Consider the following 14,411-nt stretch of genomic DNA (forward strand, 5'->3'; position numbering starts at 1 on the left):
GAATAAGTATTGATCTGATGACGGGAACAAGTATCCAGGAACCGGATAACCAGAGAGAGAGCGCCGTGGCTGAGAGTGCTTTCGTATTACGGCTTGGTGAATGACATCCCTGAGGACCGCAGTGAACGGCAGAAGAGCATCTTCGCTGAGTAACTGGCAGGCGTGCGCCGGCGTTAACGGCTAATAAGTGGGATAGCCTTTCCGGAAACAACAGGCTATTCAAACAGGGTGGCACCACGGGAGTATATAACCAGTCTCTCGTCCCTGACATGCGGCGATTAGCTAAATGTCAGGAGACGGGGGACTTTTTTATTTGCTTGGATAAATGAGTCCTCTGATCCTGGAGGTTTGGCGTAGCCCTAGTTTTTTTAACGTATAGGAATTTATAAGCGGGACGCTTATGAATTCCGGAGCGCATGGAAACTTTCCGCGAAAACGCGGACGCTCATCCTTGAGGAGGCCTCGATAGAGGTTTTCTTATAAGACATGGAGGTTCGATGGGAATGACAAGAATTCAGATCCCCCGCGGTACACAGGATATCATGCCTGGTACAGTAGAGCTTTGGCACTACGTTGAGGCCAAAGCACGAGATCTTTGCCGCCGCTCCAATTATGCGGAGATTCGTACTCCGCTATTTGAGAGCACAGAGTTGTTCCAGCGCGGGGTAGGCGAAACGACGGATATCGTGGAAAAGGAGATGTACAGCGTAGCCAATCCGCGGAGTACAGATGCTCTGACACTCCGCCCTGAGGGTACAGCTGGCGTCGTCCGCTCCTATGTTGAAAACAAATTGTACGGCGTGCCGAACCAACCGACAAAGCTGTACTATCTGGGACCAATGTTCCGTCACGAGCGCCCACAAGCGGGACGCTATCGCCAATTTGTTCAGTTTGGTGCAGAAGCGATTGGGTCAAGTGATCCAGCGATTGATGCGGAAGTCATTGGTCTGGCTATTCGCTTGTATCAGGAGCTGGGATTGACTGGACTGAGCGTGGAGCTGAACAGTGTAGGAACACTGGAAGACCGGGCCCGTCATCGTGAGCATCTGCTGGCTCACTTGAACGGGGTTCGCTCAGAGCTTTGCGAGGATTGCCAATCTCGTATTGACCGCAATCCGCTTCGTGTCCTCGACTGCAAGAACGAAAAATGCAAGTCGCTGACCAAAGATGCTCCGTCCATTCTCGATTATCTAAGTGAAGAGTCTGCGGCGCATTTTGAAGCGGTAAAAGGCTATTTGACAGCATTGGATATTCCGTACCACGTGAATCCGCGTCTGGTTCGTGGATTGGATTACTATACGCTGACTGCATTTGAAATCAAAATGGCCGAAATCGGTGCAGTTGAAACCTTGTGTGGTGGCGGACGTTACAACGGTCTGGTTGCAGAGCTGGGCGGTGACGATATGCCTGGCATCGGCTTTGCACTAAGTATCGAGCGCTTGCTGCTCGCCTTGGAAAAGCAAGGTGTCCAGCTGCCAATTACAGGGGGCATCGATTGCTTCGTAGTCGTACAATCACCAGAAGCCAAAACAGCCGCTTTCGTATTGGTGGATCAATTGCGTCGCGCGGGCATCTCTGCTGAGCTCGACTACTTGGATCGCAAAATGAAAGCACAGCTGAAGCAAGCCGATCGACTGTCTGCCCGTTTTACGGCAATCATTGGTGAGACAGAGCTGGCGAACGGCACTGTTGTCTTAAAGGAAATGGGTACAGGTGAGCAGCAGGAGATCAAGCAAGATGAGCTTGTTGCCGCACTGAATGAAAAAAGAAACCATACGAACTAAAATAAACGAGTGGGGGATATCAAAATGTCTTGGCAATATCGTACCGTAGAATGCGGAAAAGTAACGAAAGAACACGTAGGACAAGAAATCGTACTGAATGGTTGGGTACAAAAGCGTCGAGACCTCGGAGGCGTTATTTTCATCGACTTCCGCGATCGTACCGGTATCGTGCAAATCGTGTTCAACCCAGAGCATGACAAAGCAGCATGGGAGAAAGCTGACAAGGTTCGCAGTGAATATGTTCTGGTTGTAAAAGGTAAAGTGGTAAATCGCGCGCCAGAAGCGATTAATCCGAAGCTGGTAACAGGTGAAATTGAGGTTCATATCGATGACATCCAAATCTTGAACGAAGCAAAAACTCCTCCTTTCCAAATCGAAGACGATATTGATGTAGATGAGCAGGTTCGCTTGAAATACCGCTATCTCGACCTTCGCCGTCCGGAAATGCAGCGCTCTCTGCTGCTCCGCAGCAAGGCATCGAAAGCATTCCGCGATTTCCTGGACGAAAACGACTTCGTGGAAGTAGAAACACCAATGCTGACTAAGAGCACACCTGAAGGGGCGCGTGACTATCTCGTTCCATCCCGCGTGCATCCAGGCGAATTCTACGCACTGCCGCAATCGCCACAGCAATTCAAGCAGCTTCTGATGGTATCCGGTTTAGAGCGTTATTATCAGATCGTACGCTGCTTCCGTGACGAAGACTTGCGCGCTGACCGTCAGCCTGAATTTACACAGGTGGACATCGAGACCTCTTTCCTGTCGATGGAAGAAATCTTGCCGATGATGGAAAAGATGGTCGCTCACGTATTCAAGCAAACACTCGGTGTGGATGTGCCAACTCCATTCCCACGCCTGACTTACGCAGATGCGATGGGACGCTACGGCTCTGACAAGCCAGATGTGCGCTTTGGCATGGAGCTGACAGATGTTGCAGACATCGTTGCAACTAGCGATTTCAAGGTTTTTGCAAGTGTGGTAGCAGGCGGCGGCCAAGTAAAAGCGATCAACGCAAAAGGCTGCGGTCATTACTCTCGTAAAGAGGCAGACGATCTGCAAAAATTCGCTGCCCGTTATGGTGCCAAAGGTCTCGCTTACATCGGCTTCAACGATGGTGAAGTAAAAGGGCCGATCGCCAAGTTCTTTAAAGAAGAAGAAATCAACCAACTGAAACAACGACTGGCTGTAGAAGACGGAGACCTGCTCTTGTTCGTTGCTGACAAACCAAAAGTAGTAGCTGACGCCCTGGGAGCGCTTCGCTCCAAGCTGGGTGCTGAGCTGGGTCTGATCGACCAAAGCAAATTCGCGTTCCTCTGGGTTGTGGACTTCCCGCTCTTGGAATGGGACGAAGACGCAAAACGCTATGTAGCTCTGCACCATCCGTTCACTCGTCCAAAAGACGAAGACCTGCACCTGTTTGACACTGATCCAGGTCAAATCCGTGCTCAAGCGTATGATATGGTCCTGAATGGCTACGAGCTCGGTGGCGGCTCCATGCGGATTTACAAGCGCGATGTACAAGAAAAAATGTTTGCCGCACTTGGCTTCACTCCAGAAGAAGCGCGTGCACAGTTTGGTCACCTGCTGGATGCATTCGAATACGGAACTCCTCCACATGGTGGTATCGCGCTCGGTCTGGACCGCTTGATCATGCTTTTGGCTGGACGCACGAACCTGCGCGAAGTAATTGCATTCCCGAAAACAGCAAGCGCCAGCGACCTGATGGTCAATGCACCAGATGTAGTTGCTCCAAAGCAATTGGAGGAGCTCTCTATCGCCACAACAGTAACAGAAGAAGAGAAGGTAGAAGCGTAATCGTACTTGCAGAGCTGCATTGCTCTTTGATACATTGGTAATACTGAAATCAAAGCCCTGCGATGTTCGTGACATCCGATAGTTTTGAGCCACAAAGTTTTTTTAGGGAGTTTTTCGTCCGTTATTGTAAAGGCATGCCTCCAGCGAGTGGACGTCTGTAACAGTTCGGCAAGACACCCACCTGCGATGAGCAGGTTCAAAACTAAGGAGCAACACGGCATAATGGGGCTCCTTTTTTCTCTTGAATCCTACTTTTCCGATTGACAATAATCTCGTGTGTGAATGAAAGGTGACTTTTGCGATGCTTCATCAATTTTCCCGTTGTGAATTGGCCTTCGGTCCCGAAGGTTTGGAAAAAATGAAAAATAGCCGCGTGGCAGTCCTAGGAGTCGGTGGAGTTGGTTCCTTCACAGTAGAAGCTCTAGCGCGGACTGGTGTCGGCAAGCTGGTTTTGGTGGACAAGGATGTCGTAGATATTACGAACATCAACCGCCAAATTCACGCAACACTGAATACGGTTGGACAAAAAAAGGCAGAGCTGATGAAAGAACGCATCGCGACGATCAACCCGGAGTGCGAGGTAGTCACGCTCAACATGTTTTACAATGCCGAAACAGCGGATCAGTTTTTTGCACATGAGCTGGACTACATCGTAGATGCGATGGATACGATGTCTGCCAAGCTGCATTTGATCCAAGAAGCAAAACGACGGGGCATTCCTATTATCTCAAGCATGGGTGCAGCGAACAAAATGGACCCGACGCGCTTCGAGGTAGCGGATATTTCGCAGACAAGCTACGATCCGATTGCCAAGGTCATCCGTCGTGAGCTGCGAAAAAACGGTATTTACAAAGGCGTCAAGGTCGTATATTCAAGAGAAATTCCTGTTACCGTACGTTCAGATGTACGAGAGCAAATCGTTTCTAACCCAAATTCACCGATTAGTAAAGTGAGGCAGCCTCCAGCGAGTAATGCTTTTGTACCATCTGTTGCTGGATTGATTCTGGCCAGTGTCGTTGTACGCGATTTGTTGGATTGGCAGCCGGCAAAAGGATAGTGTGAACCATGAATGATCTATTTTCGTTTGCTTACGACCAGCAGGAAGGCGGCAAACAAAAACCATTAGCCGCTCGGATGCGGCCGAAGTCCATTCAGGAAGTCATTGGCCAGTCACATATTTTGGCGCCTGGAATGCTGCTGCGCCGTGCGATTGAAGCCGATCAGGTGTCGTCCGTCATTTTTTACGGGCCTCCGGGTACCGGGAAAACGACGCTTGCAAAAGTGATTGCCCGCTCGACTCGAACGCATTTTTCAGAGTTAAATGCGGTAACAGCAGGCGTAGCGGACATTCGCAAGGTAGTGGACGCAGCCAAGGAAAGACTGGTCATGGATCAACAGAGAACGACGCTGTTTGTAGACGAGATTCATCGTTTTAACAAGTCCCAGCAGGATGCACTTCTTCCGTATGTGGAGGAAGGAACGATTACACTCATAGGAGCGACGACCGAAAATCCGTTTTTTGAGGTGAATCCTGCGCTTCTGTCCCGATCACAAGTTTTTTCACTTCAGTCCCTCTCACACGAGGAATTGAAGCAGGTGCTGGATCGTGCCCTCACAGATGAAGAAAACGGATTGGCCGAGCTGTCCGTTACGGTTGAACCAGAAGCTGCCGAGCATCTGATCCAATATGCGGAGGGTGACGCGCGCAGATTGCTCAATGCATTGGAGCTGGCTGTGACTACGACAAGACAAGGCTCCGACGGCCGCATCACAGTAACACTGGATGTAGCGGTGGAGTCCATTCAGCGCAGAGCCGTCCGGTACGACAAAAGCGGGGATAACCATTACGATACGATTTCTGCTTTTATCAAATCGATACGGGGATCTGATCCGGATGCCGCACTCTATTGGCTGGCAAGAATGATTGATGCGGGTGAGGACCCACGGTTTATTTCACGCAGGCTCGTCATCTCTGCTTCCGAAGATATCGGAAATGCCGATCCACAAGCCATCTCCGTGGCTATTTCGTGCTTTCAGGCAGTTGAGCTGGTAGGGATGCCAGAGGGTAGAATTCCTTTGGCACAAGCAACAACGTATTTAGCAACCGCTCCCAAAAGTAACGCGGCATACAACGGCATCAATTCTGCCCTGGATAGGATTCGGACGGATGGTCACAAGCAGGTGCCAATCCATTTGCGCGACTCTGCTTATAAAGGGGCAGCAAAGCTGGGACACGGTCAGGGTTATCTGTATCCACACAATTATCCGTATGGCTACGTGCCGCAACAGTATCTGCCTGACGGTGTAAACTATTCGTTCTACCAGCCAAAGGATCACGGCTATGAAAGGCATATCCGCCGCTTCCAGGAAGAGCGCCAGAAGTTGGATGGGCGCGGTTTGCCGAAGAAAAACTCCCCCGATTAAGGGGGAGTCGACCAATTAAGTACGTACGTTTCCGCCTGGTTTGTTCGGCAAGTCGCCATTTTCATTTGGCTGCTTGCTTTGCTCACTGGCTCCGTAGCGGGCTTTGTGGGCAATTGTTCCAGCCGGCTGGTCATACAAGGTTTCGGACGGGTGATTACGTCCCCGTTCTCGGCGTTTGTTCGTTGCCATTATGCTTTCACCCCCCTAAGATGCTAGTGTGTCCTTGCAGCGCCAAGTCATGTAGGCATGAAGGGAAGTGGGTAGAACGAAATAAAGAGGAGAGTTGTGAAACGTGAAGATTTCGACGAAAGGACGTTATGGGCTAACGATCATGATGGAGTTGGCCAATCGTTGCGGAGAAGGACCGACTTCATTGCGGAGCATCGCCCAGCGGCATGATTTATCCGAGCACTACCTGGAGCAGTTGGTAGCCCCACTCCGTAATGCAGGCTTGGTAAAAAGTATTCGCGGCGCATATGGCGGGTATGTTTTGGCAAAGCAGCCAGAAGAAATATCCGCAGGAGATGTGATTCGCGTATTGGAAGGACCGATTAGCCCGGTCGAATTCGCTGAAGAAGAAGATCCAGCGAAACGCCATCTGTGGCTGCGTATTCGCGATAGCATTTCGGCAGTTTTGGACTCTACATCGTTGCAGGATTTAATCAGCTTTGAAGATGATGGACATGCCAATAACTACATGTTTTATATTTGATATCCAGCAAGTACCATGCTAGTAGAAGGTGAGACGAGTGTCTGACATGATGTATTTTGACCACGCTGCAACGACGCCTGTCCACCCCCGTGTCATCGAGGCGATGACGCCTTATTTGACACAGGTGTTCGGGAATCCATCCAGTGTGCACGGTGCTGGGCGCCAAGCCCGCCAGGCACTTGAGCGAGCGAGAGATCAGATTGCTGCGTTTATGGACGCTGATCCGCAATCGCTTATTTTCACAAGTGGTGGGACAGAAGCAGACAATATGGCGATTATTGGCGGAGCGATGGCACAAAAAGAGCGTGGCCGCCATATCATTACTTCGCAGATCGAGCACCATGCTGTCTTGCATGCGTGTGAATATCTGGAACAAATCGGTTTTGAAGTGACGTACTTGCCTGTCGATGAGACGGGAATGGTGCGTCTAGCTGACCTGAAGCAAGCTGTACGTGAAGATACCGTTCTGGTGTCGATTATGTATGGCAACAACGAAGTAGGTACCATTCAACCGATTGAAGAAATCGGTACGTTTTTGCAAGAACGCGGCATTATTTTTCATACGGATGCTGTTCAGGCTTTTGGTGTGCTTCCTGTTCATGCCAGAGCGCTTCCTGTGGACATGCTTTCCGTTTCAGCCCATAAAATTAATGGCCCAAAAGGAGTAGGTGCACTTTATTTGGCGAAAAAGGTACCGATATCGCCATTAGTACATGGTGGCTCCCAAGAAAGAAAACGCCGTGCTGGCACTGAGAATTTGGCTGGGATTGTCGGGTTTGCCGAAGCAACCAAAGTTGTTGCCAAGGAAGTGGACGAGCGTAATTCCAAGTACAACGAGATGCGAGAAGCGATGCTTGCTGTTTGGCAGGAGGAAGGCATTCGTTATCATGTGAACGGGCATCCTGAGCAGGTAATGCCTCACATTTTGAACGTTAGCTTTCCTGGTGTTCACACCGAGACGATGCTGATGAACCTGGATTTGGTTCAGGTTGCGGCAGCCAGTGGATCAGCGTGCACGTCAGGATCACTGGAGCTTTCTCACGTTCTGCAAGCGATGCACTTGGAGGATGAAATCGCTCACTCGGCAATTCGCTTCAGCTTTGGAATTACCAATACGGTGGAGGAAGCCAAAAAGGCTGCGCAATCAGTAGCCAAAATCGTACAGCGACTGGTTCGTGATCGCTAGTTTCATCCAAAAGAAAAAATAAACCGCTTGGTTTGTCGCCATGACGAGCCAAGCGGTTTTTGCATGAAAAGCCTTCTATCAAAACGCGGTCATTGATCTAAGAGTTGCCAGGGCGTACTCGGTAGAGGCTTATCTACTGAAAAGAAAGTAGGTAGATGTCCTTGACCGATTTCATCAATGATACATACCATATTTCATATGACATCCGCTAAGGTGAGAGCATGTATAAACAAAAGGCTTCATCCCTCCGCCCCCTTCTTTATGTGCCGCCCGGCTGTCCAGATATCTTTCCTGGAAATGACATAAACCCTACTCCGGGTTCGCTACTGATGACAGAGAACTATTTCTACTGTGCAATTGCCGATGGGGAAAAAATGATTTTCGCAGATCAGGACGGCTTGACTGAATACAATTCCAGCCCCATTTTTGATCCGAGCCAAGTGTCGCTGATCAATCTATATATCAATGGCATGATTCAGCCTCCGTTTTTATATGAGGTTTCAAAAGGGATGCTACGATTAAAAACGGAAGACGCTCCGCGGAAAGAAGTAACCATCGTACTTCAGTTTATCCGTATTTTCCTCCCGGCACAGTTGTGATCAGATAGAAAATCCGCGAAAAATGAGTCATTTTTAAATGGCACTTGTCCAACACTCTTTCTGTTCCGAACATAAGCTATACAGAAAGACGTGGAAAGGAGGACAACAACAAATGGCACTTGAAATCATGAAAATAGTCGCGGATGCAACAACAACGACCACTGTAGGACCAACCGTAACAAGATTTTTTCGAAAAGCTCCCTCGCTTGTAACTGGCCCGTCGACACTCACGATTGATGCAGCTGATTTCTTAAAGGATGATGGCACCGCCGCCACGGAGCTGCCAGCACTTGAAGCAAATAACAGCTACTTTCAAGTATTTATCAACGGTGTGCTACAGATGCAAGGGCTGTCTACCTATACAGCTGGTGCTACTGGGGTTGGGAAATTGGAAATTACGGTCCCTGCTTCGCAAAGCATCGCGCTAAATACCGTCATTGTTCTGGAAGTTGTCAATTATGCACCGACCTCTACCACTACCGTTACGGGCTAAATGAACATCTGAAAATTTAGTGAAGGAATAGTCAGATTGCTAGTTTTCTAGCAATCTGCATTTATTTAAGAGTTGTTTTTCTTATTCTTTTATGGTTAATTTTGGTGATAGGGTCAAATAGTTCCTCAGAACTAAATATAGAGAACCGATTGGTACGGTCCAGCATAAAGGGGAGGAAATACATGTTTTCCAGACGCTTCTCAATTCGGTACAAGCTTGTCTTAACGATTTTAATTCTTACGATGCTACCGCTAATGATTGTTGGGTTTATCCAGTTTGAAAATGCCCGTAACGCCGTATACCAGCTAACGGTATCAGATCTGCAATACATAACTGAGATGAAAGCAAGAGAGCTATCTACTTACACCCAGGATGTGTCACAAGCGGAACAAAATAATCAAAAAATTGATGAAATCATACGTGAAGTCGCTGAACGTTACTACCAGCCAAATGGAATGACAGGCTACGCCTATATTTTGGATGACAAGGGTATCGCGATTTTTCACCCCGATCCGAGTGTTCACAATACTTCTCTTGCCCATGAAGGCTTTACACAGGAGATGCTGGCGAAAAAGAACGGGTGGATTGAGTACGTTTTCCAGGATGCCACCAAGGTCGCTGCCTATAAACAGCTCCCCAACGGCTGGACGCTCGTTATAGGAAGCTATCAGGATGACTTGTTGACATCAATCGAAAGCAGCAGACCGCTGATGTTTTTCCTTAGCCTGGTTAGCGCAATCGTAGCTTTGACTTGCGGGATCTTCATTGTGAACAAGCTGGTACGACCGCTAAAAGAGCTGGTTGCTGTCATGAAATCAGCAGAGACAGGCGATCTGACTCCACGGGTAACCGTTCGCTCAAGAGACGAACTGGGTGAGCTATCCGCGATGTACAACGAAATGATGGATGTATTTTGCAAAATGCTCAGCGAAGTACAACACGTCTCACAGCAGGTAGCAGCTTCATCGGAGGAATTGACGGCAAGTGCAGCAGAAAGTGCTCGTGCTTCTGAGCAGATCTCGACGGCATCCTCTGAAATCGCGAATGGATCTGAACAGCAAAAGCAGACTGTGCTGGAAACGACCCGCTTTTTGCAGCGTATGGGCAACGATATTCAACAAGTAGCAGCATCTACAGATCGAGTAAATGAAGACGCTTCCCAAGCATTTGAATTGGCTCAGGATGGCGAGGGCAAATTGAAAGAGCTAGTTTCTGAGATGGATCAAATCGCAAAGGATGCTCATGAGACTGAAATGGTTGTACGTGAATTAGGTTTGCAGTCTGAAAAAATTATGGGAATTATCTCGATCATCCGGCAGATTTCTGATCAAACCAATCTACTTGCTTTAAATGCGGCAATTGAAGCTGCGCGTGCAGGCGAGCAGGGCCGGGGCTTTGCTGTCGTCGCGCAAGAGGTCCGCAAGCTGGCTGAACAATCAGGGCAGGCAGCTGAAGAAATTGCCAACCTGATTCATTCAATTCACAGAGATATTCAACAGGCTGTAGAGGCGATTGGAACCACAACAGGCTCAGTCCAGGAAGGACGAGACGGAGTAGAGATGGCAGGTGCGAGCTTCCAGCAAATTTTAGTCGCGGTTCAGGATGTAAGTCAGCAGGTACATCGCATGAATCAGGCAGCACGGACCATTCATCAGGATACACAGCAGTTGGTCGTGAATGCAGACTTGATATCGGAGCTGGCAGAAACCGCAGCAAATGACACGCAGGAGGTGGCAGCTGCCTCGGAGGAACAATCAGCAACAACAGAGGAAATGACAGCAGCAGCTGAAACCTTGGCCCAAATGGCGGAACGGTTGTCAGAACAAGTAAAACGCTTTACAATTTAAGACGTGTGCGCAATCGTGAAATCCACTTTGACGTAAAAGTGGATTTTTCTTTTCCATACAAGGTTCTAGTTAGGAGGCGGTAGGATGGAGGAGCAGCAACAGACGATCTCCCTGTTTGCCGAAACGTTTATACGCGGCTTTATCGCACAAGAAATTTTTTACAATGAAGAAACGTGGTACGGAGTTATCCGTCTTAAAATAGAAGAGACTACCGAATCCATCAAAGAATCGGAAGTGGTCGTTGTCGGCAATTTTCCCCGTCCGCATCCTGATGAGCTCTATACGTTCTACGGGGAATGGAAGACACACGCGCGCTTTGGACAACAATATGTAGCCAGACGTTACGAAAGAGAAACTCCCAAGACATTGGCCGGGGTAGAGCGTTATTTGGCGAGTGGGTTGTTCCAGGGCATCGGAAAAAAGATGGCAAAAAGAATCGTTGAGCACCTAGGGGTCGATGCGTTAACTGTGATTGCAGATTACCCTGAGCGTTTGGCGGAGATACAGGGAATTTCCGAGTCGCGTGCCAAAATCATCTATGAATCGGTTATCGAACATCGTTCTCTGGAGAGTGCGATGGTATTTTTGTACGACTTTGGCATTGGGGTCAACATGGCGCTGCGTATTTATCAAACCTACAAGCTGGAGACAATGACAGTACTCAAGGAAGAACCGTATCGTCTGATTGAAGACATCGTCGGAATCGGCTTCAAGCGAGCGGATGACATCGCCCGTGCGACAGGGATTGCCGCTTCGTCCGAGGAGCGAGTTAAGGCAGCTGCCCTGTTCATATTGCAGGAAGCCTCCTACTCAGAGGGGCATGTCTACTTGCCGGTGGAGGACCTTTGTGAAAAAACGCTGCGACTTTTGGAAGAGTGCGGAGGGCATGTGTTTTCTGGCGATGATATTACACTCGCTGTAGAAGCCATGTTTGTCGCCAGCAAAATCGCTTGGGAAGATGAAAGGGTTTATTTGCCCTCCCTGTTTTTTGCTGAGCTTGGGCTCGCCAAAAGGCTTCGCCATTTTTCGCAAAGGGATTCTTTTGCGTCTTTTCCAGCCTCAGAGTTTTATCGTGCACTGGGAGCTGTTGAGGATGAACTCGCCATCACGTATGCCCAGACACAGCGCGATGCTATTGAACAGGCGATCAAATCCGGGCTAATGCTGTTGACAGGTGGACCTGGTACAGGGAAAACAACAGTGATTCGCGGGATTTGCCGTGTGTTTTCGCAGCTCCACGGGCTCTCTCTTGATATGAAAAAGTACGATGAGGAAAACCCGTTTCCGATTGTGCTAGTGGCTCCAACGGGACGTGCGGCCAAACGAATGACAGAGACTACGGGCTTGCCCGCGATGACGATCCATCGCTTGCTGGGGTACAAAGGGGAGAGCTTTGAGCATGACTCGGAGCATCCTATTCGCGGTCGGCTGCTGATTGTAGATGAAATGTCGATGGTCGATATTTGGCTGGCGAACCAGCTTTTCCGTGCTGTTCCTGATGATATGCAAATTATCATGGTGGGGGACCCGGACCAGCTCCCATCCGTAGGGCCAGGTAACGTTCTTCTCGATATGATTCGCTCTGGACTTTTACCTCTGGCACAGCTGACAGAGATTTACCGGCAGGCAGAAGAGTCCACGATTATTCGTCTGGCGCATGATGTGCGTAAAGGTACAGTCCCAGCAGATTTGCTGCATACAACTCCGGATCGTCGATTTTTCACAAGTTCGCCACAAGATGTTCCGGAAGCAGTGAAACAAATTTGTTCCGGAGCCGTAAAAAAAGGGTATACGGCAAAAGATGTACAGGTTTTAGCACCTATCTATAAAGGCAGTGCCGGAGTTAATCGGTTGAATGAGGAACTGCAGGAGCTGTTTAATCCAAAAACAGCCGGAAAGCGTGAAGTAAAATTCGGTGAGATGGCTTTTCGGACAGGCGACAAGGTCCTGCAATTAGTAAATAATGCCGAGGAACAGGTTTTCAACGGTGACATGGGTGAGATAGCGGCCATTTTTTTCCCGAACGAAAATGCCGAGAATGAAGAGATGCTGGTCGTTGCTTTTGACAACCGGGAAGTGGTGTACAAGCGTTCGAATTATCATCAGTTGACGCTTGCCTATTGCTGTTCGGTACATAAATCGCAAGGTAGCGAATTTCCGATTGTGGTCATGCCGTTTGTCAAAAGCTATTATCGGATGCTCAGACGTAAGCTAGTCTATACGGGGATAACCCGGAGCAAATCCTTCCTGATCATGTGCGGAGAGCCTGATGCCTTCCGTGCAGCTGTCGAAACAGATGAAGAAGGAATCAGATACAGCTATTTGGAGGAACGGCTTAAGCAGGAGTAAGGACAATGGTTGGAACCATTTGCGCCGAATGGACAAATCCTTTTCGCCCGATACTAAATAAGCGGAAGGGGGATGTCCCACATGCGCAAGGCAATGGATGCAGTCGGTTTGCCCGTCGTATGCCTGCAGACAGGAGAGACGATTGGTACCGTTCGTGACATTCTTTGCGACTCCACTTGGCATGTACGAGGAGTCTTGCTGAGCGAACAGGGTTGGTTCCATCCAGGTACCTATATCCCTACCGAACAAATTCATGCGGTAGGGGAGACCTGCCTTACCGTAACGGGAAAAGACGCCATCACGCCCTTACCTCATCTCGCCGCTATAGAACCTGTCGGCATCGTGACGGGAAAGACAAAACTTAAAGGAAAAGCGGTTATAACCGCTTCCGGAACACTCCTGGGCAGACTGGAAGATGTTTACTTTTCTGCAAACTGGGAGAAACTTGTAGGGTACGAACTATCCAATGGGTGGTTAGCGGATGTCACCGAGGGGCGCAAGCGCTTGTCCGCACCATCAGCTGTCATTGTCGGGGAAGAAAACCTGATCGTGCCGGATTTTTGTTCGTAGCCAGGCGTGAAAGGGAGGATTACGTGATGCGTGTCATTTGCCCGAATTGCAGTTCCAAAGATGTAGGCAAGATTGGAACCAATCAGTACTACTGCTGGAACTGCTTCATAGAAATGAGCGTAACAAACGAGCAGATTGCTTCTGTCTATCAAGTAGAGGAAGATGGCTCATTGCATTCGCTCAATGATCTGTTTATTGAAGATCAAACCGTTTCCGCTCAGTTAAACATGTAATTCATGTGAGCGGCAAAAAAACAATTGGAGGTGGCACGCTTGTTCATTCGAAGCCTGTTGCGCGTTCTTGCCACAAGCGGTATTGTGGCTGTCATCGGATATCTGATGGCTCCTCGCCGTCGCAGTCGGTTTTCACTGAATTTGAATCGCTTGCCGTTTTCGATGCGTGATGTGCAGCGAATGTTGAAGACGAGCCGCAAGCTGATGCGTGCTGTTACCCGTTAATTCGTAAATGCCCGCTTAGCGGAACATAAATAAACGCCCGAACGTATGTGAAGTGCACCCCTTAAAGTAGACATTGGAAAAACACCCTGGTGTTAAAACCGATGATTATTTTAGGGGGTGCTTTTTTTCATGGCTAAAAAGGGGCAAAAATTCCAATCATTTAGTTTTGAGTTA

The 14,411-nt window shown here is 48.9% G+C and carries 14 protein-coding genes and 1 other RNA gene; 14 read left to right on the top strand and 1 reads right to left on the bottom strand.

The window, feature by feature from the left end; translation table 11 throughout:
- Positions 1–503 precede the first annotated feature (503 nt).
- From hisS to C3B52_RS20790, 5 genes are all read left to right on the top strand, one after another.
- Entirely contained in the window at positions 504–1,784 is a 1,281-nt protein-coding gene (hisS, locus tag C3B52_RS20770) for a histidine--tRNA ligase (RefSeq protein ID WP_103108310.1), read from the top strand.
- Positions 1,785–1,808: 24 nt separating this feature from the next.
- Positions 1,809–3,599 carry an aspartate--tRNA ligase gene (gene aspS / locus C3B52_RS20775; protein WP_103108311.1) on the top strand — a complete coding sequence of 597 codons (1,791 nt, stop codon included), beginning with the start codon at positions 1,809–1,811 and terminating at the stop codon, positions 3,597–3,599.
- 51 nt (positions 3,600–3,650) lie between these two features.
- Positions 3,651–3,832, top strand: a non-coding RNA gene (ssrS, locus tag C3B52_RS20780) — 6S RNA.
- Positions 3,833–3,900: 68 nt separating this feature from the next.
- Positions 3,901–4,656 (top strand): tRNA threonylcarbamoyladenosine dehydratase, encoded by a 756-nt coding sequence (locus tag C3B52_RS20785; RefSeq protein ID WP_103108312.1) that lies wholly within the window; start codon positions 3,901–3,903, stop codon positions 4,654–4,656.
- Positions 4,657–4,664: 8 nt separating this feature from the next.
- Entirely contained in the window at positions 4,665–6,023 is a 1,359-nt protein-coding gene (locus tag C3B52_RS20790; protein ID WP_103108313.1) for a replication-associated recombination protein A, read from the top strand.
- 15 nt (positions 6,024–6,038) lie between these two features.
- Here C3B52_RS20790 and C3B52_RS36555 read toward each other — a convergent pair whose 3' ends face one another.
- Positions 6,039–6,212, bottom strand: a complete 174-nt coding sequence (locus C3B52_RS36555) for a hypothetical protein (protein ID WP_164684843.1) — start codon at positions 6,210–6,212, stop codon at positions 6,039–6,041.
- A gap of 103 nt (positions 6,213–6,315) precedes the next feature.
- Between C3B52_RS36555 and cymR the strand changes: the two genes are divergently transcribed.
- The 9 genes from cymR (at position 6,316) to C3B52_RS20835 (ending at position 14,237) form a co-directional block, all read left to right on the top strand.
- Positions 6,316–6,735: a cysteine metabolism transcriptional regulator CymR gene (gene cymR, locus C3B52_RS20795; RefSeq protein WP_103108314.1), complete on the top strand. Its 420-nt coding sequence runs from the start codon at positions 6,316–6,318 to the stop codon at positions 6,733–6,735.
- A gap of 37 nt (positions 6,736–6,772) precedes the next feature.
- On the top strand, positions 6,773–7,921 hold the full coding sequence (locus tag C3B52_RS20800) for a cysteine desulfurase family protein (RefSeq protein ID WP_103108315.1): 1,149 nt from the start codon (positions 6,773–6,775) through the stop codon (positions 7,919–7,921).
- A 329-nt stretch (positions 7,922–8,250) separates the two neighbouring features.
- Complete coding sequence (locus C3B52_RS20805) at positions 8,251–8,520, top strand: DUF4183 domain-containing protein (RefSeq protein WP_164684844.1); 270 nt, start codon at positions 8,251–8,253, stop codon at positions 8,518–8,520.
- A gap of 112 nt (positions 8,521–8,632) precedes the next feature.
- On the top strand, positions 8,633–9,013 hold the full coding sequence (locus C3B52_RS20810; RefSeq protein WP_103108317.1) for a DUF4183 domain-containing protein: 381 nt from the start codon (positions 8,633–8,635) through the stop codon (positions 9,011–9,013).
- Between the two features lie 182 nt (positions 9,014–9,195).
- Positions 9,196–10,860: a methyl-accepting chemotaxis protein gene (locus tag C3B52_RS20815; protein ID WP_103108318.1), complete on the top strand. Its 1,665-nt coding sequence runs from the start codon at positions 9,196–9,198 to the stop codon at positions 10,858–10,860.
- Positions 10,861–10,944: 84 nt separating this feature from the next.
- Positions 10,945–13,209, top strand: coding sequence for an SF1B family DNA helicase RecD2 (recD2, locus tag C3B52_RS20820; RefSeq protein WP_103108319.1), 2,265 nt, complete (start codon positions 10,945–10,947; stop codon positions 13,207–13,209).
- A gap of 81 nt (positions 13,210–13,290) precedes the next feature.
- Complete coding sequence (locus C3B52_RS20825) at positions 13,291–13,779, top strand: PRC-barrel domain-containing protein (RefSeq protein ID WP_103108320.1); 489 nt, start codon at positions 13,291–13,293, stop codon at positions 13,777–13,779.
- A gap of 26 nt (positions 13,780–13,805) precedes the next feature.
- A complete protein-coding gene (locus tag C3B52_RS20830) occupies positions 13,806–14,012 on the top strand; it encodes a hypothetical protein (RefSeq protein WP_049737968.1) in 207 nt (68 codons plus the stop codon).
- Between the two features lie 30 nt (positions 14,013–14,042).
- On the top strand, positions 14,043–14,237 hold the full coding sequence (locus C3B52_RS20835; protein WP_235615799.1) for a hypothetical protein: 195 nt from the start codon (positions 14,043–14,045) through the stop codon (positions 14,235–14,237).
- Positions 14,238–14,411: the final 174 nt, after the last annotated feature.

The organism is Brevibacillus reuszeri (assembly GCF_002897295.1).
GTDB lineage: Bacteria > Bacillota > Bacilli > Brevibacillales > Brevibacillaceae > Brevibacillus > Brevibacillus reuszeri_A.

What these genes read in the sequence shown, in the direction of transcription:
- hisS (WP_103108310.1), top strand. Translation starts at nt 504, where the DNA reads ATGACAAGAATTCAGATCCCCCGCGGTACACAGGATATCATGCCTGGT.
- aspS (WP_103108311.1), top strand. Translation starts at nt 1,809, where the DNA reads ATGTCTTGGCAATATCGTACCGTAGAATGCGGAAAAGTAACGAAAGAA.
- C3B52_RS20785 (WP_103108312.1), top strand. Translation starts at nt 3,901, where the DNA reads ATGCTTCATCAATTTTCCCGTTGTGAATTGGCCTTCGGTCCCGAAGGT.
- C3B52_RS20790 (WP_103108313.1), top strand. Translation starts at nt 4,665, where the DNA reads ATGAATGATCTATTTTCGTTTGCTTACGACCAGCAGGAAGGCGGCAAA.
- C3B52_RS36555 (WP_164684843.1), bottom strand. Translation starts at nt 6,212, where the DNA reads ATGGCAACGAACAAACGCCGAGAACGGGGACGTAATCACCCGTCCGAA.
- C3B52_RS20805 (WP_164684844.1), top strand. Translation starts at nt 8,251, where the DNA reads ATGACAGAGAACTATTTCTACTGTGCAATTGCCGATGGGGAAAAAATG.
- C3B52_RS20810 (WP_103108317.1), top strand. Translation starts at nt 8,633, where the DNA reads ATGGCACTTGAAATCATGAAAATAGTCGCGGATGCAACAACAACGACC.
- C3B52_RS20815 (WP_103108318.1), top strand. Translation starts at nt 9,196, where the DNA reads ATGTTTTCCAGACGCTTCTCAATTCGGTACAAGCTTGTCTTAACGATT.
- recD2 (WP_103108319.1), top strand. Translation starts at nt 10,945, where the DNA reads ATGGAGGAGCAGCAACAGACGATCTCCCTGTTTGCCGAAACGTTTATA.
- C3B52_RS20825 (WP_103108320.1), top strand. Translation starts at nt 13,291, where the DNA reads ATGCGCAAGGCAATGGATGCAGTCGGTTTGCCCGTCGTATGCCTGCAG.
- C3B52_RS20830 (WP_049737968.1), top strand. Translation starts at nt 13,806, where the DNA reads ATGCGTGTCATTTGCCCGAATTGCAGTTCCAAAGATGTAGGCAAGATT.